The sequence below is a fragment of the Anaerococcoides asporogena genome, assembly GCF_029590275.1.
In the GTDB taxonomy this organism is placed as follows: Bacteria; Bacillota; Clostridia; order Clostridiales; family Clostridiaceae; genus JG1575.
Genome location: NZ_CP120965.1, coordinates 215,139 through 236,060, shown reverse-complemented (window position 1 = coordinate 236,060; position 20,922 = coordinate 215,139). Strand labels below are relative to the sequence as shown.

14 protein-coding genes are annotated in these 20,922 nt (G+C 53.2%); 4 read left to right on the top strand and 10 right to left on the bottom strand.

Annotated features, from left to right (window positions below; translation table 11 throughout):
• Positions 1-474: 474 nt before the first annotated feature.
• Genes P6M73_RS01135 through P6M73_RS01125 form a run of 3 tightly spaced genes read left to right on the top strand, consistent with a single transcriptional unit; the run spans position 475 to position 5,535 of the window.
• Complete coding sequence (locus P6M73_RS01135) at positions 475-2,217, top strand: ABC transporter ATP-binding protein (RefSeq protein ID WP_277854345.1); 1,743 nt, start codon at positions 475-477, stop codon at positions 2,215-2,217.
• On the top strand, positions 2,214-4,028 hold the full coding sequence (locus tag P6M73_RS01130) for an ABC transporter ATP-binding protein (RefSeq protein WP_277854344.1): 1,815 nt from the start codon (positions 2,214-2,216) through the stop codon (positions 4,026-4,028). Before P6M73_RS01135 ends, P6M73_RS01130 begins: the two co-directional genes overlap by 4 nt.
• Positions 3,997-5,535: an ATP-binding cassette domain-containing protein gene (locus tag P6M73_RS01125; RefSeq protein ID WP_277854343.1), complete on the top strand. Its 1,539-nt coding sequence runs from the start codon at positions 3,997-3,999 to the stop codon at positions 5,533-5,535. Before P6M73_RS01130 ends, P6M73_RS01125 begins: the two co-directional genes overlap by 32 nt.
• 443 nt (positions 5,536-5,978) lie before the next feature.
• Here the strand turns inward: P6M73_RS01125 and P6M73_RS01120 are convergent, their stop codons facing one another.
• Positions 5,979-7,619, bottom strand: a complete 1,641-nt coding sequence (locus P6M73_RS01120; RefSeq protein ID WP_277855709.1) for a DEAD/DEAH box helicase — start codon at positions 7,617-7,619, stop codon at positions 5,979-5,981.
• A 510-nt stretch (positions 7,620-8,129) separates the two neighbouring features.
• Here P6M73_RS01120 and ltaE point away from each other — a divergent pair.
• Entirely contained in the window at positions 8,130-9,197 is a 1,068-nt protein-coding gene (gene ltaE / locus P6M73_RS01115) for a low-specificity L-threonine aldolase (protein ID WP_277854342.1), read from the top strand.
• Between the two features lie 135 nt (positions 9,198-9,332).
• Here ltaE and P6M73_RS01110 read toward each other — a convergent pair whose 3' ends face one another.
• From P6M73_RS01110 to P6M73_RS01070, 9 genes are all read right to left on the bottom strand, one after another.
• Positions 9,333-10,823 (bottom strand): alpha-amylase, encoded by a 1,491-nt coding sequence (locus P6M73_RS01110; RefSeq protein ID WP_277854341.1) that lies wholly within the window; start codon positions 10,821-10,823, stop codon positions 9,333-9,335.
• A 210-nt stretch (positions 10,824-11,033) separates the two neighbouring features.
• Positions 11,034-12,062, bottom strand: a complete 1,029-nt coding sequence (locus P6M73_RS01105) for a helix-turn-helix transcriptional regulator (RefSeq protein WP_277854340.1) — start codon at positions 12,060-12,062, stop codon at positions 11,034-11,036.
• 248 nt (positions 12,063-12,310) lie between these two features.
• The gene (locus tag P6M73_RS01100; protein ID WP_277854339.1) at positions 12,311-14,020 is read right to left on the bottom strand and encodes a hypothetical protein; all 1,710 of its coding nucleotides are present in this window, start codon (positions 14,018-14,020) and stop codon (positions 12,311-12,313) included.
• 807 nt (positions 14,021-14,827) lie between these two features.
• Positions 14,828-15,421, bottom strand: coding sequence for a hypothetical protein (locus tag P6M73_RS01095; RefSeq protein WP_277854338.1), 594 nt, complete (start codon positions 15,419-15,421; stop codon positions 14,828-14,830).
• Positions 15,422-15,797: 376 nt separating this feature from the next.
• Entirely contained in the window at positions 15,798-16,511 is a 714-nt protein-coding gene (locus P6M73_RS01090; protein ID WP_277854337.1) for an ABC transporter ATP-binding protein, read from the bottom strand.
• A complete protein-coding gene (locus tag P6M73_RS01085; protein ID WP_277855708.1) occupies positions 16,504-17,244 on the bottom strand; it encodes an ABC transporter ATP-binding protein in 741 nt (246 codons plus the stop codon). The genes P6M73_RS01090 and P6M73_RS01085 overlap by 8 nt, the downstream gene beginning before the upstream one ends.
• A gap of 252 nt (positions 17,245-17,496) precedes the next feature.
• Positions 17,497-18,546 carry a branched-chain amino acid ABC transporter permease gene (locus tag P6M73_RS01080; RefSeq protein WP_277854336.1) on the bottom strand — a complete coding sequence of 350 codons (1,050 nt, stop codon included), beginning with the start codon at positions 18,544-18,546 and terminating at the stop codon, positions 17,497-17,499.
• Between the two features lie 2 nt (positions 18,547-18,548).
• Positions 18,549-19,466, bottom strand: coding sequence for a branched-chain amino acid ABC transporter permease (locus P6M73_RS01075; RefSeq protein WP_277854335.1), 918 nt, complete (start codon positions 19,464-19,466; stop codon positions 18,549-18,551).
• A gap of 87 nt (positions 19,467-19,553) precedes the next feature.
• Positions 19,554-20,726, bottom strand: coding sequence for an ABC transporter substrate-binding protein (locus P6M73_RS01070; protein ID WP_277854334.1), 1,173 nt, complete (start codon positions 20,724-20,726; stop codon positions 19,554-19,556).
• Positions 20,727-20,922 lie beyond the last annotated feature (196 nt).

The window sequence follows — 20,922 nt, the reverse complement described above, 5'->3', positions numbered from 1 at the left end:
AAAAATTTTTCTGGAACAGACTCGATCTGCAGTCCAGTGGTTTCTGCCGTTGGCCCAACATTAGTTTGCTTTGGGGCAGAGTGATTCGACAAGGAATTATACGAAAGTTGGGTTATAATGCCGGGTTGAATTTTCGTTATTGAACCGGTTTCGCTTTACAAATCAAAAAAAGTGCGATTTAATGATAAGTGTGAGTGAGTAACACTCTGGAGGTAATAACATGATTTCAATGATGGAGACCAGAATTAATCTGTAAACGACAAAACCCGGGCACGATATGCCTTTTTTGTCATGCAGAAAATTCGGGAGACATCGCTGTGATCCTTGTTATGCACCTCGCTTTATTTTTTGTGCAATAAAGCTATCGTTTGCATCTGACATGGTCATGGGAACTCCCATGGCCTTTTTTGCATGCCTGGAGATCCGTGCCAGCCCTTTTTATCCAAAATTTGACAGTCAAGGAGGACAGTATTCGTGAAAATTAACCTGAAAGACTACATCGCACTGTTAAAAAAATACCTGGTTAAGGAAAAGAAAGGCTTGCTCGCGCTCTTTCTGATCCTGATCCTCAATGTTCTGGTTGAAACCGCCAAGCCGCGTTTGCTGGGCGAATTCATCGACCAGGTCGTAACGGATGTTCCGCTGGCCAGTATCTATGGCCTGGCCGTCCTGTTCCTGGTTCTGACGGCTACCAAGCAGGGGATCGGCATTGCCATCGCCTGGCTGACCCAGAACATCGGGTGGCGGGCCACCAACGGCCTGCGCATTGATCTGACAAGCCACACCATGGACCTGGATATGGCCTTCCACAAGCGCTTTACTCCCGGTCAGCTGGTGGAACGGGTGGACGGGGACATCAACTCCCTGTTCGGCTTCTTCACCACCTTCATCACCGGAATCGTCATGAACCTGTTCATGATGGCCGGCGTCTTTGTCTACTTCTTCTTCATCGACTGGCGCTTTGCCCTGCTGTACATGGGTGCGACCATCCTGGTCTACCTGTACATGATCGTCATGGGCAAGAAGATCGATGAGACCTCCGAACACCTGAGAGAGGAAGAATCGAACCTCTACGGCATCATCGGAGAAGCAATCACCTCCGTTGAAGACATCCGCACCCTGGATGCCCGACCTCATCTGATGAACCGGATGAACGCAGTGCTCCGACGCCTGTTCAAATGGTTCAAGCGTGATTTCATGTTCGGCTTCGGTGCCTGGGGCTATGACGAGGCCGTCCTGTGGGGCGTTGAATTCATCGTCGTCCTCTTGATGGCAAAGATGGTATTTGCCGGGGAACTCTCCATCGGTACCGCCTACCTGATCAACCGGCTGGGCGAACTGATCATCATGCCGATCCTGAACCTTCGGGAAGAACTGATGTACATGCAGAAAACCGATGCCTCCATCCGCCGGATCCGGGAAATCCTGTCCGAAAAGCGGGATTTATCCTCCGGCACCGAAACGGTGACGGCCAATACGGGCGGCATCGAACTGGACCATGTTCATTTCTCCTATGAGGACAATGAAAAGGTCATCGACAATGTCACTCTGCGCCTGGAGAAAAACAAAATTCTTGGGCTCCTGGGACGGACCGGCTCCGGCAAAACGACCCTGGCCCGCCTGATCGTGAAGCTGTACGATCCCAGCGAAGGCACCGTTTATCTGGACGGCACCGACGCCCGCCGCCTGTCGGACGAGACGCTGCGCCGCAAGATCTCCTACGTTACCCAGGAAGTTCAGCTGTTTAATACTTCGGTGCGCGATAACCTGACCCTGTACGATCCTTCGGTCACGGATGAAAAGATCATGGCCACCATTGACCGCATCGGCATTCGCGACTGGTTCAACAAGCTCCCCGAGGGACTTGATACCAAAATTTCGACGGAAGCCCCCTTCCTGTCCACCGGCGAACTCCAGCTCCTGACCTTCATCCGCGTCTTTTTAAAGGAACCGGAAATCGTCATTCTGGATGAGGCCACCTCACGGCTGGATCCCATCACTGAAAAATATCTGGAGAAGGCCTTGAACACCCTGCTGGAAAACCGGACCGCCATCATCATCGCCCACCGTCTGAAAACTGTTCTGCGGGCCGATGAAATCATGATCCTGGAAGATGGCCGTATCCTGGAGCAGGGCGCTACAGCTCAGCTGACCCAGGATCCTGACTCTCACTTTGCCAGACTGCTTCAGCGCGGCCTGGAGGAGGTACTTATATGATAAAATCAAACACCCGATCCAATACCGGAAATATGATCCGGGGAATCCGCATCTTCATCAAGCAGCTGCCCCAGGTCAAGGGCATTTATCTGATCAACCTGTTTGGCTGGACGCTGCTCTATGTCACGATGCTGGTTCCCGGCCTCATGTACCGCAATTTCTTTACCTATCTGGAAACCGGCGAAGCCTATGACCGCGGCCGGGTCCTTGGCATCATGCTGCCCCAGATGCTCAACGCCCTGCTTCGCATCAGTCTGATCATCGGAGTCGGCTATTTTCTGGCGCTGCTTCTGTTCAAGGCCAATTACGGCATGAAGCAGAACCTGCTGGACATGATCCTGACGGAACGCCCGGAAAAGAACAAATTCTCCATGGGTGAGGCCATCAACTCCATCAAGGAGGATCCGATGCATGTCACCTTCGCCCTGGACAATTCACTGGATTTCTTCGGCAAGCTCATGTACAACATCGTGGTCTTCTTCATTCTGCTGGCGGTGGACGCCCAGCTGACCATCCTGCTCTTCCTGCCCCTCATCGGCATTGCCTGGGTGGCCAACGTCATGAGCAACCGCATCATCAACAACCGGAAAAAGTCCCGCAAAGGCTCCGCTCTGGTTTCATCCCTGCTGGGTGACCTGTTCAACAATATACAGGCCATCAAAGTGAACGGCGCGGAGCGAAGCGTCATCGCCCGCCTGCTGGAATATGGCGAGATCCGCCGGAAAGCCATGGTGAAGGACAGCCTGATTCAGGAACTGCTGTGGAACATCTCCAACAATATTTCCGGAGTAGGCACGGCCCTGATCCTCATCGCCGCAGCCGGAAAAATCCGAGCCGGCACCTTCTCCACCGCCGACTTTGTCATCTTCAACTACTACATCTGGAATGTCATCTCCTTCTTTGAATGGGTCGGACGCCAGGCCGCCCGCTTCCAGCAGAGCACGGTCTCCCTGGACCGCATGCTGGAAATGACCGGACAAAGCGATGACCGCTTCCTGTTCGATGTCAACCGGTTCAACCTGAAAAATCCTCCCTCGCCCATTACCGAACAGCCCCTGGCAGAACCTTTGAAGGTCCTGAGCGTGAAAAACCTGACTTCCACCTATGGGGGGGAGAATGGCGTAAGTGATATTTCCTTCGACCTCCCGGCCGGAGAGTTTCTGGTTATTACCGGACGCATCGGTTCCGGCAAATCCACTCTCCTGAAAACTCTGCTCGGGGTCAAATCAAAAGATTCCGGTGAGGTGCTGTGGAACGGACAAGCTCTGCCCATCGAACAGGGCGTCATTCCCCCACAGTTCAGTTACACCTCCCAGACCCCGTCGCTCTTCTCGGAATCCATTAAGGACAATATTCTGCTTGGCCATGAGCGTCGGCCGGAGGTTCTGGAACGAGCGTTCGCGGACTCCGTTCTTAATGAGGACCTGCAGCAGTTTGAGCAGAATGCTGACACCCTCATCGGCACCAAGGGCGTCAAACTGTCCGGCGGACAGAAACAGCGCGTCGCCATTGCCCGCATGCTGGCCCATGAAGCGGAAGTCTTCGTCCTGGATGATGTTTCCTCGGCACTGGATGTCGACACGGAGCTGAAACTCTGGGAGCGCATCGGTCAGCGCCATAAAACCCGCATCGCCGTATCCAATCGGCATGTCTGCCTGAAGAACGCTGATAAAGTACTGGTTCTCAAGGACGGTAAAATGGAAGCCTACGGCCCGCCTGCACAACTCTTATCCACATCACCTGAACTGAAAGCGATCTGGGGCGAGGAGGTGGTACCCCATGATGGAACTCCGACACCTGAACGTCCATAAACCGGACGGCACAGAGCTGATCAGCGACATCAGCTTCACCATCAATCCCGGAGACCGCATCGCCATCATCGGCGAGGAGGGCAACGGAAAATCAACCCTGCTCCGAATTCTGCTGGATCCCGCCGGCGGCAGTGATTATTTTACCGTCACCGGGGAGATCCTGCATGATGATGTGATTACGGGCTATTTGCCGCAGCATCTTCCGGCCGAATGGTTCGATGCCATTCCCGCTGACTTTCTGCTGAAAAACACACCGGACCAGATCCTGCAGCCGGAAGACTACAATCGGCTGACCCTGTTCCATGAACTGGCAGATTCCCTGCATCTACCCACCGCCTTCCTGACCCAGGACCTGCCCATGGCAAAACTGTCCGGCGGGGAGCGGGTCAAGCTGCAGCTGCTGAAACTCATGGGCACCCCGGCCGGGCTGCTGCTGCTGGATGAGCCCACCAACGACCTGGACCTGGCAACCCTCATATTTCTGGAGGAGTTCATTCTGCGCCAGAAAATGCCGGTGGTCTTTGTCAGTCATGACGAAACTCTGCTGGAACGCTGTGCCAACCGGATTCTCCATCTGGAGCAGGTCAACCTGAAAACCAAACGCCGATTCACCGATTACCGCGGCACTTACCGGACCTATGTGGAAGAGCGCCTGCAGGGATACGAAAAAACCCTGCAGCTGGCCCGGAAGGAAAAAGTCGAGTACCTGGAAAAGAAACGACGGCTCAATGACATCATGAATGCTGTTCACCACGCTCAAAACGCCATTTCCCGGCAGGATCCCGCCGGCGGCCGGCTCCTCAAAAAGAAAATGCATGCGGTGAAGTCCATGGAACGACGATTTGAAAAAGAAAGCTACACCAAAGTGGATCACCCGGAGGAAGCCATCGATGTCTTCTTCCCGCCAACCGACCTGCCCCCGGCCAAGCGAATCCTGGAATGGAATCAGGCCACCCTGGAACTGCCCCAGCGGACGCTCCTGGTGCCCTTTGACCTGACCATCCTGGCCCGCGATAAAGTAGTCTTCACCGGAAACAACGGGACCGGCAAGTCCCTGCTCCTGGCAAAAATCTATGAAGACCTGACCCGGCGCGGCGATCTCAACATCGGCTACATGCCCCAGGATTATATGAAAGGCCTGGAAGGCTTCCCCACCGGCCTTGATTTTCTGGCACCTTCCGGCCACAAGCTGGACAAGGAACGCGCCCGCGAACTCATGGGTGCCATGAAATTTACCCGGGAGGAAATGCTCCGGCCGCCGGCCGAACTGTCCGACGGACAAAAAGCCAAACTGTTCATCCTCCATTTCATCAAAGAAGGCAAACAACTCCTCATCCTGGATGAACCAACCCGCAACTTCTCCCCTCTGTCAGCCCCGGTGATCCGGGAGATCCTCTCCGACTTTACCGGCTGCATCATCAGCGTCTCCCATGACCGACTCTACATTGCCAACGTCTGCGACCGCCAGCTGAACCTCGCGGACCAGCATCTCACGGAGCTTCCCTGAAAAGGTATCCGATCTTCGTGTATTATGGCATCAGATCGGCTGTCGCGGTGGATCCGGCAACGATCTGTCATCACCCGGCAGTTCCCCAAGATGGATGGTGAAAAAAGTCATGGAGAAAAAAATAAAACCAGAAATGGTCTATCGAAGATCCGAAGCGGATTTTGATAGACCATTTTTGAACAGTTGGAGGGGACCTTGTTTGAATACATCCCGAGTGAAGAGGGCATTACTCCGGGGAGTAATCGATCGTTCCAGACATAAGGGCATTCTGAAAGTTCAGGATGGAATGTCCGGGTACGTTCCAGGTTGTGTAATCAGAAACATTGGTTCAAACGGTGAGAAAGGAGCTGCTGCTCCTCTAGTTTCCTAGTTTTGCAACAACTCCTGGTTGGCTCGGTCACGATCCTGACGACTGATCGCCGACAGGATTCGCTTCAGATTTTTTAGTATACTTTTTTTCGTTTGAAGGGATGGGGTTTGTCGGACTGGGGACGGCTGGATCTGGATTTCCGTTTTCCGCTGCCTTCCGCAATGTCCATGGCTGCCTTGCGGCCCAGAAGCTTCTTGCCGGAGCAGGCTTCGATGACCGGAGCGGCCAGATCTTCCTTGATTTCAAAGAAGCTGAACTTCTCCAGGATCTCGATGTCGCCGATGTCCCGTGAATCGACCTTCGTGTTACTCTGCAGGAACTTCAGGAGCTTGAGCGGATTCAGACCGTCCATTTTGCCAACGGTGATGAACACTCTGGCGTTGCGCTGAGCCTGTTCCAGTTTATTCTGGGTGTAATCGAAGGATACTTCATCGCGGTAGCGCATCATCATGAGTGCGGCGGCCACTTCTGCCAGGTTGTAATCCTCGTCCAGTGCGGTGACATGGGGAAGGAAGCGCTTATAGTCTTCTTTCTCCAGCTCTTCCCGAACATCGGTCAGGATATCAGCATACTTGGTTTCGAAAATATCTTCGACGGTCGGGATTTCCTTGCGGCGAATCTTGGAATGGGTCATCTTCTCGATCTGCTTGATGTCCATGTACTCCCGGGGAGTTACCAGGGAGAACGCGGTACCGGTACGTCCGGCCCGGCCAGTCCGGCCGATGCGGTGAACATAGGCTTCCAGATCCTGGGGCAGGTCGTAGTTGATGACATGGGAGATATTCTCCACATCGATGCCGCGGGCTGCTACATCAGTGGCTACCAGGAATTCGATGGTGCCTTCCTTGAACTTGGCCAGGGTACGCATCCGCTGAGCCTGGTTGATGTCGCCGTGCATGCCTTCCACATCGTAGCCCCGGCTCTTCAGGTGATCCGTCAGAGTATCGACGTTGCGCTTGGTGTTGCAGAAGATCAGAACCGTGGAATGGCTCGTGGCATCCAGAATCCGGCAAAGTGACTCAAACCGATCCTTGTGCTTGATTTCAAAGTAGTACTGTTCCACCGTATCAACGGTCAGACTTACTTTCTTGATGGTGATGTGCTCCGCGTCCGGCTTCAGGAACCGCTTGGTCAGATTCTTGATGGCGGGCGGCATGGTGGCGGAGAACAGCATGGTCTGACGATTGTCGGAGGCATGGCTGAGAATCTCCTCAACATCTTCGATAAAGCCCATATTCAGCATTTCATCCGCTTCATCCAGTACGAAGAACTCAATGTCTTCGACCATCAGTTTTTTGCGGTTGATCAGATCGATGACCCGTCCCGGAGTTCCGACTACGATATCGACCCCTTCCTTGAGGGCTCTCATCTGACGGTCAATGGGCGCGCCGCCGAAGACAGGCAGGATGCGCAGGTTTGTCTTGCTGGACAGGCGCGTCAGCTCATCACTGACCTGAACCGCCAGTTCACGGGTCGGAGCCAGCACCAGGCCGGATACCTTGCGCTTGGATTTCCTCAGAATGGAAATCATGGGTGCCCCAAAGGCCAGGGTTTTTCCGGTTCCCGTCTGTGCCTGCCCAATGGCATCGCTGCCTGACATCAGGGTAGGGATGATGGCAGCCTGAATCTGCGAGGGTTCTTCAAACCCCATGTCCTGGATGGCTTTCAGCACTTCCGGCGCCAGCCCCAGTCCGTCAAAGCTGTTCTGCTCCACGGTTTCAATCTGCTCTTCCACGTGTTCACTCGGATTTAAAATGGTTTCTTTCAATCAATTGCCTCACTTTATCTTGGATTTATTTATTAATTCGTATAATAAGACTCTGTATAAAAAATACAGAGTCCGGAATTTCTTCATGTATTAATCATATGCTAGTCCACACATCATTATAGCGTGCAATTTTTCAAATAACAACCCTCCACACAAAAAATATTTGCCGCCGAATGAGAAGGGTTGACCAAGGATACTGAACTGAACATGTAATTTCTAAAGTACATCGCGAAACTGGGAATTTATTGGCAGGTTAAGTGGGAGAGCTTGCGATGGTCTATGTTTCAGATGGGGGTTCCCTGCTCTGTCCATTCGATTCTTTCCGCAGAGGGCCTGGCTGTAGCGGGTTCAAGATCATACCGATCCGGTCCGAATGCTCTTTTTCTCTTGATCTGCCTGGGAATAGAGTATAATAGAAGTCAGAACCCTTTGATTAAGATACTGGAGGCACCTGATATGGAAGAAAAAATGAATTTCCTCGATTTTCGCAGCGACACAGTGACAAAGCCCACCAAAGCGATGTACGATGCCATGCTCGAAGCCGAACTGGGCGATGATGTCTATGGCGATGACCCCACGATCAACCGTCTGGAGGCCCTGGCCGCCGAAATCACCGGCATGGAAGCCGCCCTGTTTGTGCCCAGCGGAACATTCAGCAATCAGCTGGCCATCATGACCCATATCTCCCCGTCGGACGAAATCATCGTGGGCTCCGGCGCTCACATTATCCAGCATGAGTGCGGCGCCTGCGCCAGACTATCCGGCGCCATGGTCCGTGAAGTCGATGATGAAATGGGCTATATGAAGCCGGAAGATATCAAAGCCAAGCTTCGCACCGTCGAAGACATCCATTATCCCAAAACCGGCCTGATCTGCATGGAAACCGCTCATTCCAACGGACTGGTCGCGCCGCCTGAGATCATGCGCGAAACCTGGGAACTGGCCCGGGAGCATGGCATTCCGGTCCATACGGACGGAGCCCGTATTTTCAATGCGGCGGCCTATCTAAAAGTGGACGTGCGGGAACTGACGAGGTATACGGATACTCTGTCCTTCTGCCTGTCCAAGGGACTTTGCGCTCCGGTCGGGTCGGTGCTGTGCGGGCCGAAAGCCTTCATCGACAAGGCTCGGCGCAACCGGAAGCTGATGGGCGGCGGACTTCGCCAGGCCGGTATTCTCGCGGCCTGCGGCATTGTGGCTCTGAACGAAATGCGCCACCGATTGAGCGAAGACCACGAAAATGCCCTGTATCTGGGGGAACAGCTCAAAACCATCGAAGCCTTCCAGGTGTTCGAGTCCAATATCAAGATCAATATGGTCTTTGCCAGCCATAATGGACCCGATGACAGCCGGATGGACGGACTGCAGGACTTCCTGCGCGAGCGCGGCATCCTGACCAACGGCCATGAACATGGCGTTGTCCGCTTCGTCACGCACCACGGCATCACCCGCGAGGACTGCGATACCCTGGTCAACGCCCTGAAAGCCTATTTTTACGGAACCGACGAGGCCCTCCATTTTTAAGCGGAGTTCGTCGGATCCTCCCATCCAGCATCGCAATAACAGGGACTGCCTGACCAACGTCAGGCAGTCCCTGTTCAATGTGGAAATAAAAAACACTTCAGCCCCATAGCGTTTGATTCGCCCGATGTCATCCGGTTACAGATTTTCTTCGTTGAACGCCTCTTCCGGCGTCACCTGATCCCGAACCCAGACGGACACCTGCCCCGCATTGCAGCGGAAGAGGCCATTGCCATCCGGATCGATGGTGACTTTGTCGGTCCGGCTGCCGGTATAATCGGCGTAGACTGCCCCCTGATTGATGGAACCGACATTCATCAGCTTCTCCCCCTCTTCCCCATTGCTGAGGAGGACCGCGCAGCCGTACGGGTGTACTTCATCCCCCAGGCGAACCCAGCCGATGACATTGGGATGATCCAGATAATCGACCTGTTCGCCGTAGGCGTGCTGATTGCGCAGGTAGATCAGTTGATCGAGGATCGCCTGATGGCCCTCAATGGATTCCGGAGCCTTGATGCCGAAGTAATCCCCATAGAATATTTTCGGATAACCATCCTGGCGCAAAAGAATCATGGAATAGGCCAGGGGCTTGAACCAGGGTTCCACCCAGGACTGCAGCGCCTGAGTCGGCTGGGAATCGTGATTGTCGACAAAGGTGACGGCCATGGCCGGATGATTCTGAACCAGCGTACCGTCAAAAATGGTCGTCAGGTCATAGTCCGCCCCGGCCAGACTGGCATGATGGAAATTGAAATGCAGGCGCACATCGAACAGATCCATCTCATAATCCGTCTGGTCGAGGTAATTGTTGACCTCCTCCTCATCCTGATGCCAGTACTCGCCCACAGCATAAAAATCCTGGCGGTATTCACCCCGGATTTTCCGAACCAGATCGCGCAGGAAAAAGTCGTTGATGTGCTTGACCGCGTCGAAGCGGAAGCCGTCCACCTTCGTTTCATTCAGGAACCAGATGGCCCAGCTGCGAATTTCCTTCACCACGTCGGGATGCTTATAGTCAATGTCGTTGAACATCAGGTAGTCGAAATTTCCGTTTTCATAAGTAACGCCCTGGCACCAGCCCTTGTTGATCCCCTCAATCATGTAGACGGAGCGGCGGTTGTCCCTGGCATTGAAGTCTGTTCCGGTAAAATGACTCCAGTTCCATTGGAACGCGGAATACCGGTCACCACGGCCGGGAAAGGTAAATTTAGTCCAGGCTTCAATTTCGTAGGGTTCGGAGATGGGACTGGTGCGATCCGATGGATCAACCTCCCGGACCAGGAAGGTCTCTGTTTCATCGCCGTTGGCCTTATGGTTAAGCACCACGTCGGCATAGACCTGGATTCCATGTTCATGGAGCGCCGCGATGGCTGCCAGCAGCTCTTCTTTCGTGCCGTACTTGGTCTTCACGGATCCTTTCTGGTCAAATTCTCCCAGGTCATACAGATCATAGGTGCCGTAGCCGGTATCCAGGGGGGAAGTCGCCTTGAAGGCCGGCGGGATCCAGACGCTGGAAATGCCCAGACCGGCCAGGCGCGGGGCATCCTCCTTCAGCCGGATCCACAGATCATTCTGCAAATCCTGCATATACCACTCAAAATATTGGAACATGATGCCATTCTGACTCATTTGATTGCCCTGCCTTTCCCGATCCCTTCGGATCATTGCTTGTCTCTCGTTGAAAACCGCGACATCCTAAAACTGGGAAGCCGCGGTATTTTTCATTAGTATAGCCCGAGATTATGTTCTGACTCGAACCAGACTGCGAATATTCTATTAATTTTGAGGATGACACCTGCCAAAAGACCGGCCGGGAAGGAAAATCTGCCGAATTCGACTTTATTTGTACATGTCTGCCAGCTTATTGGCCCGGTCAAGCATCATCTTGGCCAGGGACTGGGGCGCAATCAGGCGCACGCCATCGCCCTGCCCCATGAGCCACATCAGAATGCCTTCCCCGAAGAGCTCCGCTTCCACCAGATATTCATAACCGTCTTTGTTCCAGGGACTGACTTTCGCCCCAGCCAATTTATCGCTGACTGCTTCCAGAGCGAAATCCCGAACCAGCAGGCGGACATGATGCAGCTTCCCACCGTACATAAACTGGATGCGCTTGCGGTATTCGCCTTCCTTAAACCGCTTGGCCTCGGACACCTGATACCGCTCATCCATCAGCTCCAGCTCCTGGATCCGGTCCAGCCGGTACATGGTTGGATTCTCATCGCCTTTGATCTGGAAGTGCTTGTCCTTGTCGATATTTTTAATATTTCCGGCCAGGTAGAAATAGAATTCACTGTAAATGATTCCCAGGGGCTCAATGATCCGTTCCACGGACCCGCCGCTGGATTTGCTGTAGGTCAGGCGCAGGATCCGCTGTTCCTTGATGGCTTTGGCCAATTCCAGAAGCTTTTCCAGGATCGGCTGCCCATGGCTGGGCTCCACGTAGTTATACCATTCATTGATCAAAAGATCCCGGATAAAGCGCTGATCCGCCTTGGAGACGGAAGATGCAATCAGTTTCTTCACGATGGGGTTCATCTCGGATTCAGACAGGCCGCGGGAGTCCATCAGAATCTTCACCACTGCCAGAATCTCAGCCCGGGACATGTAGTTGTTCTCCGCGTTCTTCAGCTGGAACTGAGCCTTGTCCCGCTTGGAGGTATTAGTATTGATAATGTTGAAGTTGTCGCTGCTGGCCAGGTTGTAGTCTGCCAGAAACAATTCAATCCGCTGAAAATCACGCTTGATGGATTTCTCGCTGACCTCGTACTTTTGGGCATACTCCGTCAGACTGACAGCCTCGCCGTTAAGCAGCGCAGTATAAATGTCCAGAATCCGATCCTCTTTTGTGCCAATTTTTCCCGTCAATTATCTCATACCCCTTTCCTGCCAATTCGTCTGACTTCAGTATAATTCTAAATTCAGTGAGATATCAACTACCTGACCGCCTTTCCTGGTAATCGATTGCATAAAATTGATTCCGTCATCTATTCACCTCCGTACTCCTCCACTCCGCCCAGGAAATAAATCACCCCGGAGCCAGCCGGCTCCGGGGTGGTTGGGATATTCGCTGCCAGTCAGGCGACACGGACAATCCGGTAAGATCACCCCTTCGTTTAGGGTCTTACTTCCAGAATGTCGAACTGTTCGCCTCTGGGATTGCCGAAGACTTTCAGGGTTTCGCCCGGCTTGACAAAGACCAGGGCTGAACCCAGCTGCTTGGCGGTGCCTACATAGATGGTGGTGTCATCCTTGGCCCGGATGAAGAAGATGGTGTTGCCGTCAATGACCACGTTCTGGACTTCGTCCACTACAATGGTCTTTTCGTTGGCATCAGCTCCGGGCTGGTTGGAAGTATCAGTCCGCAGATTATACTGGGCGATGACTTCCTGAACGGTATTGCCGACGATGACCTGCTGGTAGTTTTCCGCGTCGACCAGGGCAAACATCTTGGCCAGGCCGGAAGCGTCCTTCAGACCGATCAGGTACGTCGGCCGGTTCTTGATGTTCAGCAGCACCGGGAAGGCCGGTGTGTAGTTCTTCTCCTGAATCTGACCGGCGGCCGAATTCATGGCGGACACTTCATCGGCTGACGGTACCGAGAAGAACTTGGCTTCCTTGGTCCGCAGATTGACAAAGTAGAAGCCCAGGTTGGAGGAGTCGCTGCGGATTGAGGTGACGCCGGTGAACAGATAGATGTCATCATTGAGCGGCACGTAGTTGTAACCCTGAGTTGTCCGGGTGACATTGCGCTGACCAATGATGGAGTTGAAGAAGCCATTGGTGTACATTCCCCGGAAATCCAGCTGCTGGACAATCAAATCCGCCGGATAGACCCGGTCAACCCAGTTTGGCACGTTGGCGATGTCGTAGTACTGGGATTCTCCGTTGGCGCCGTTGGTAACAATGGCCCCCTTGACGTCCGTACCGCCAAAGAAGCCGATACGGCGGGTCAGAACGGAAGTGATGTAGTAGCCATTGCCATTGTCGTCCACTTCGAAATTGGTTTCCCCAAACATCTTGGTGGGATGATTGAACCGATTGTGGCGGGTGATGTCCCGCATCAGGATATCGCTCTTGGAATACTTGAGCGGATTGGCCAGCTTAATCAGATCCGCTTCCTGGGTGGCCATGTCGACTTTGACATAGTAAGGGATACCGTTTCCGGAATTAATGAAGTACTTGACGATGTCAGAGTACGCCAGCGGGGAAACCCGCACCGGGACGTTCTTGATGTTGATCTGGGTATAGTTTTCGTTGATCTCAAACTGCGAGACCACTTCCTGAACCGAACCCATCTGGCGCGCGCCGATAATGGCAGCCGCTTCGCGGTCCACCACCGGGACCTTGTCATAACTCATTTCCTTGACGGAATCGGCGAAGTTCGCATCCTCGACCTGGATCAGTGTGGCATAGCTTTTCGCCCGTAACAGCGGCTGGGAGAAGAAACCCAGGACAGCCGGAATGGCGATTAAAAGCGCAATGGCCACCGTGGAGATCCAGCCCGTACGAAACACCGGCAGCTTTCCGAACAGCAGATTCAGACCATTGAAGATCAGAACCGCGGTAATCAGGAAGGCATAAAATTCCGGAGCCATGAAGTTTAAAGCCGGCAGGGTCAGGAAAAAGTAGATGAACATGGCGATCAGTGTGAACAGAAGGATCAGAAGAGGGTTTAGACCCTTACGCTGATTATCCCACTTGCCGACCTTTCCCTTCAGCTCCTCGAGCCAGGCTTTGAATCCGCTTCGGGACCCCTGAGTCTTGTTTTTTTTGCCAAAATGTATGGTGTTGTTGAACCCTTGGTTATTTTGGTTAAAATTCATATTGAATCACCCCTTGTCTAGGTTATATCAAAACATTATTAACCAATGATTAAAGAAGATATCCCGCCGAATCTGACCTGGTGTCTTTCAACGGCTTTTCTTCTTGCTTTCACAATTACTCCCCTGCCGGCAGACACCTGAACCGCTCGATCTTCCATCGAATTTCCGACGAATTTCCGACGGATTTTCTAAACAAATCTTTTAACGTCATCGTTGTCATTAAGGTGACACTTATCTAAAAAATCACGATGATATGCTTTATCTATCAAATAGGAGGGTACGTGGAAATTGAAAAAGGATTCCGGTGAAAAACTTCTCAAGGTGATACTCTGCACGAACTTCGATGATCGAGTGGAACGTGTTGGTGCTGTTAGAGCATACCAATCCTCGGGCTATTAACGATGGAATTGATAGGGATTGCTCTTGTTGTGATTGCTTACTTCACTGAGTTTCGGATTACCAATGGAGTAACTCCAGCAGGTTTATCAGATGTCATATTTTATGTTTTTGTACTTCTGAGTATTCGATCGATCAGGGCAAAACATTAAATGATCGTATGGACAAGGGAGCAGCTCAAATTGAGCTGCTCCCTTGGTTTGCGAGTAACGAAGAAAGAAATTCTTCATGCTGTGATGGTGCCCCGGCATCCCGCAAGGAATACATTACGCGTTTTGCGTGATCCTGTATGGCAACAACCGCCGTCAACAGAACAGGAGCCGCCGGGCTCCTGTTCTGTTTCGGAATTGGTGAGGCTCCTTATTGTCCCAAGGAGGTACTAGAACACCCTGAAAAACATATTGCCAGTTATTATGGTTTCAGCTCAGCAGTGTAGAACCTGTCGTCAAAACTTACATTTTGCAAGAACCTGCCTGGTGCCGAGGGTGAGTCCAGCAGTCCCGGTTCATAAGTGTCCCCGGAAACGCCATAGAAGAACTGCCTTCCGGTTTCGAGCTTGTAAAAAACTCTGCCCTGAAAAGCGCAGGGATTCCCTTTTTCAGTAGACACATAGGCGCCGTTGAGAGAAACAATCTGGTCCGGTGTCCCCGTCGGATCAGAAAAGGATAAGCCGACATAGAATACCGGCGTCAGAGTATACCTTCTGAACCAGTTCGCAATGTGATAATCCTCCAATGCCAGCTTGTAGTACCTCACCTGGGCAGGAAAGGTGCCGGTTTCGCCTTGTGGCTCTTCGGGCTGATCATCCAGGGGCAGGCCAATCTTTTGCTTGTCCCAGATCATTTCGTCATAGCTTAACCCCTCGCCATAAGATGCATGCGGCAGCTGTTCGATGGTCACTGTCTGGTCAGGCACCGTTTCCTTCGGATCCGAAGAAGTCCACCAGGCAAACGAAACCAGCCCCAGAACCAGCACTGCAAATCCAACCGTCAATCGTCTGTTCATATCCCCCGCTCCCCTCTCTGCTTTGCGCTCCCTCTGTTTCGATGGAGCGTTTTTCACTTTCATTGCCTTCTTTCTGACGGATCAGAATTTTAGCTCTCGTTTCCATCATTTTTCCATTGGAAGCGAAAATTGTCAACGATCGCCTTCATCACCACCGCCTGGACCTGCGGCCGGCGTCATCCCCCCCGCTGGTGTGCCGATTCAGGATCCGGTACGGCGGAAAGCGGGAGTCTGCATTGCTGCCGGACTCCCGCTTTCTTATTTCTTATTTCTTGTTCTGTCCAAGCCCTGGCACGATCCGGATCGGTTGCGGTCCGAATGGCTGAACGGCCTGACTTTGTCTTAAATTCCCTCGCTTTGCAAGTGAGCCAAAGGATCAGTGAGCCGTTGTTCCCAGGTAGGCCTGCTTGACTTTTTCATCGCTGAGCAGCTCCTTTCCGGTGCCATGCATGGTCACGAGTCCTGTTTCCAGAACGTAGGCTTCGTGAGCGATCTTCAGGGCGGCATTGGCATTTTGTTCCACCAGGAGAATGGTCACGCCGGTCTGGTTGATCTCCTCGATAATCCGGAACATATCCCGGACAATAAGAGGAGCCAGTCCGAGGGAGGGTTCATCCATCATCAGAACCTTGGGCTTGGCCATGAGGCCGCGGGCGATGGCCAGCATCTGCTGCTCACCGCCGGACAGCGTTCCGGCTTCCTGCCAGGCTCGTTCCTTCAGACGGGGGAAGAGCTCGTAGCATTTGTCGATGTCTTCCTGAATGCCTTTGGCATCAGTCCGCAGGAAAGCGCCCATTTTCAGGTTTTCCAGTACGGACAGATTGGCAAATACCCGCCGGCCTTCCGGAACCAGGGAAATGCCCTTCTGGACGATTAGACCGGTTTTCGTTTTGACCAGATCCGCCCCGTCAAACTCAATGGAGCCGGACTTGGGCTTTACCAGATTCATGATGGCCTTGAGCGTGGTGGACTTGCCGGCGCCGTTGGCACCGATCAGGGTGACGATCTTGTGATCCGGGACTTCGAAGCTGACCCCGCGCAGGGCCTGGATGCCGCCGTAGGCGACCACCAGATCTTTCACTTTAAGCATCTTCATCCACCCCCAGATACGCAACGATGACTCGCTGATTGTTTTGAATTTCTTTGGCGTTGCCCTCGGCAATGGTGGTGCCATAGTCGAAGACATAGATTTTGTCGGAAATGCCCATGACCACCTGCATGTGGTGTTCAATCATGAAGATCGTCAGATTGAATTCATCCCGGATTTCCCGGATAAACTCCGTCAGATCGTCTGTTTCCTTTGGATTCATGCCGGCTGCCGGTTCGTCCAGCAGCAGGATCTGAGGCTCTGTGGCCAGGGCCCGGGCAATTTCCAGCCGGCGCTGCTTGCCGTAGGGCAGGGATCCGGCTTTTTCAGCCCGCAGTTCCCACAGTCCGACCCGTTTTAACAGCCGTTCGGTTTTCTCGCGGAAGTGAGCTTCTTCCTTGCGGTAGCCGGGAAGTCCGGCGGTGGCGGAAAGAAAACTGCTGCGAATGCGCAGGTGATTTCCGATCAGGACATTTTCATAAACGGTCAGGTCGCGGAACAGCCGGATATTCTGGAAGGTTCGGGCGATGCCCAGCCGGGTAATGGCATCGGGCTTCAGGTCGGTGATATCCTTGCCGTTGAACCAGACCCGGCCTTTCGTCGGCTTGTAGACGCCGGTAATCATGTTAAAGGCGGTAGTTTTGCCGGCTCCGTTGGGGCCGATCAGGGCAACAATCTGGCCTTTTTCCAGAACCAGGTTGAATTCATTGACGGCGGTCAGACCACCGAACTGCATGGTAATGGCCTCCGTTTTCAGAACGACTTCTCCCTGCGGCGGCTTCGGAGCGACCGGCGTCAGGCCAGTTGCTTCGTCCTCCGATCCGACTGGCTTGGCATAGCCTTCCAGGTCCGTCCGCAGAATGGCCGATTTGATATGAGAGTCGGTGATGTTGACCATGGCTCCCTCATCCGGTTTGATTCCGGGATCCAGGAACACATCCGGGTGCAGGTTCTTGTCAGGATGAGGCGTATTCGGCTCTTTTCCCATCTAGCTCACCTCCCCTTTCTTGCGGTTAAACAGTTTGGCCAGGGACTCCCAGGTAAGCTCTCTGGTTCCCATGATGCCGCGCCGGAAGAACAGCACGACCAGAATCAGCAGGATGGAGAATACCACCATGCGCAGGCCGGCAATTCCGGAAATATCATCCAGGATCCGCATCCGCTCCATGCCGAAGGCATACAGGAAGGACGCCAGGATCGAGCCGGTCAGTGAACCCATGCCGCCGATAACGACGATGAGCAGGATCTGATAGGTAAAGACAAACTTGAACTGGACAGGATTGATCGAGGTGCCCCAGGCGGCCAGCAGACCTCCGGCAATGGAGGCAAAGAAGGCGCCAACGGCAAAGGACAGCGTTTTGTGAAGCTGCAGGTTGATGCCCATAGCCTCGGCCGCGATTTCATCCTCCCGGATGGCTTTCAGCGCCCGGCCGTAGGAGGAATCGATGAGTTTACGCAGCAGCAGCAGCGTCAGAAGGAAGAACAGCATCGGCCAGAACGGGCTCATCGAGGCGGTCATGCCGGTCAGGTTTTTCAGTCCCGGAATTCGGGAGAGGCCGGTGGCCCCATTGGTAATGGTCGTCAGATTGGTAAAGATGATGACCAGGATCTCGGAGAATCCGAGGGACGCGACGGCCAGGTAGTCACCTTTGAGTTTCAGCACCGGCAGTCCGATGAGCAGAGCAAACAGGGCGGCGATGAGTCCGCCGATAATCAGGGCGACCCACAGGGGCGTGTTCAGGTTCAGCAAGGGACCGGCAATGGGCTCGATGATGAAGAGCTGCTGCTTATTGGCCGGGCTCAGGGTCAGGATAGCCGTAGTGTAGGCTCCGATGGCCATAAAGCCGGCGTGACCCAGCGAGAAGAGACCGGTAAACCCGTTGATCAGGTTCATGCTCATGGCGCCGATGGCGTAAATCAGGGACAGCGTCAGGAGGCGGATGGTGTCATTGGAGAACATATCCTGTGAGAAGTTCGCAAAGGTCAGAAGTCCTAAAGCAAGCATCAGATTCAGTGCGATTTTAACTTTCTTATCCATAGCTACACCTTCTCCGTGATCTTTTGGTTCGTGATGCCGCCCGGCCGGAACATCAGGATGACAATGAGGAGAATGAATGCGAAGGCATCCTTGTATCCGGATATATCAACCTTAGTAATAAAGCTCGAGGCAACAATGAAGATCTCGCCGAAACCGATGATGAGACCACCCAGAACAGCACCCTTGATGCTGCCGATTCCGCCGACAACGGCGGCGATGAAGCATTTGAGTCCGGGCAGAACGCCCATCAGCGGGATAATGGCAGGGTACTTAAGGCCCCACAGCATGGCACCGATGGCCGCCAGCGAGGAACCCACCGCAAATGTAAAGGAAATGGTCCGGTTCACGTTCACGCCCATCAGGGATGCCGTTTCCTGATCCTTGGACAGAGCACGCATGGCCATTCCCATTTTTGTCTTATCAATGAGATACACCAGAATAACCAGGAAAATTACAGTCACAACCGGGATGATGAAAGTCAGACGCTGGGTCCGCACCGGACCAAGCACCATGACGGTGTTGAATAGCGGAAGCTGCGGAATGCTTTTGGTGATGCCGCCGAATACGACGGTTCCCAATGTCTCCAAAAGGAACGAGGCTCCGATGGAGGAAATCAGCAGGGTAACTTTTGGCGCTTCGCGGATGGTTGAGTAAGCGACTTTCTCGACCGCCATACCCAGGATAGCCGTCAGGATGATGACGCCGAAGAAGGCGACATACCAGGGCAGCTGGAAACGGGTCAGGGCATAAAAGAAGAAATAGGTTGCCACCATGAAAATATCACCGTGGGCGAAGTTAATCAGCTTCAGAACGCCGTATACCATGGTGTAGCCGATGGCCAGAAGAGCATACAGACTGCCCAGGGCCAAAGCGTTGAGCAGGTTTTGCGACAGCCATTCGAACAGGGCTTGGGTACTCATGAAATCACCTCTCTAAAAAATATACTTCCCTCCTCATCAGGGGGTCCCCCCGATGAGGAAGGAAGTGATCGCCTGATGGTCAGGTGATTATTCCGGCTTAACGATATCCAAGAATGTGAACTTGCCGTCCTTGACGGTTTTCAGGACTGCGTCCTTGATCGCATTGCGGTTCGCGTCGAAATTGACGACTCCGGCTGCTCCCTGGAAGTCCTTGACTTTGCCCAGGGCTTCATGGATCTTGGCTGGATCAGCTGATCCGGCAGCTTCAATGGCTTTGTAAGCCATCAGGTAAGCATCGTAGCCCAGAGCGGATACTGCGGCGGGTTCTTTGCCGGGGTATTCTTTCTTCCACTCTTCGATAAACTTGGTGGTTTCTGCGGTCAGCGGGTGATCCTGATCAAAGAAGGTGGAGAATACGACGCCGTCCACTGCCGGTCCGCCGATTTCAACCATCTGAGGAGTCTCCCAGGTGTCGCCGCCGAGGAACGGAACGGTGATGCCCATTTCCTTGGCCTGTTTGATGATGAGGCCGGCTTCCGTGTAGTTGCTGGGAGCAAATACAACTTCTGCGCCGGAGCTCTTCAGGTTCGTCAGGATTGCGTTGAAGTCCTGGTCGCCTGTCTGGAAATTGAAGGTATTGACGATGGTTCCGCCCAGTTTCTTGTACTGTTCTTCGAAGAACTTGGCAAGACCCACGGAGTAGTCACTGTTGACTTCGCGCAGAATGACTGCTTTCTTCAGGCCCAGCTTGGTAAACGCGTAGTTTGCCATAACGGTTCCCTGGAAGGGATCGATGAAGCAGACGCGGAAGTAGTAAGGATTGCCTTCTGTAACCTGCGGGTTGGTCGCCGAGGTACCGATGGCCGGGATCTTGGCATTCTGGAAGGCGACGCCGCCAGCGATGGAGAGTGAGGATCCCCAGCTGCCCAGAACGACATTGACTTTGGCGTTGACCAGTGAAGAGGCGGCATTGGCAGCTTCCACACGGTCCGATTTGTTGTCAGCCTGGACCAGTTCGATCTGCTGTCCCAGAACGGATGGATACAGTTTGTGTGCCAGCTTGATGCCATCGAGTTCGAGCAGTCCGCCTGCTGCATTGGCGCCGGTCAGGGGTTCGAAGACACCGATCTTGATGGTGCCCCCGGCTGGAGCGGTTCCGCCGCTGGACGGGGTCGTTGTCGATCCGCCATTCGAGCATCCTGCTGCAAGTAGAACTGATGTCAACAATAGAGCGGTTAGTTTACTGACTGATTTTTTCATTGCTTCCCTCCTGTAGTTCCCTTCTGTTCATAGATATTCACAAAGATTGAATATTATAGAATGAGTTTAGAACCTGATTATGGGATTGTCAATGCAGTTTTTACAAAATTGGCAATCTAATGAAAAAGCCAATTTTGATTAACAAACCCATTCGCCCCATTCATGGGATTTAGTGTAAAATTATGGAATAGAAACG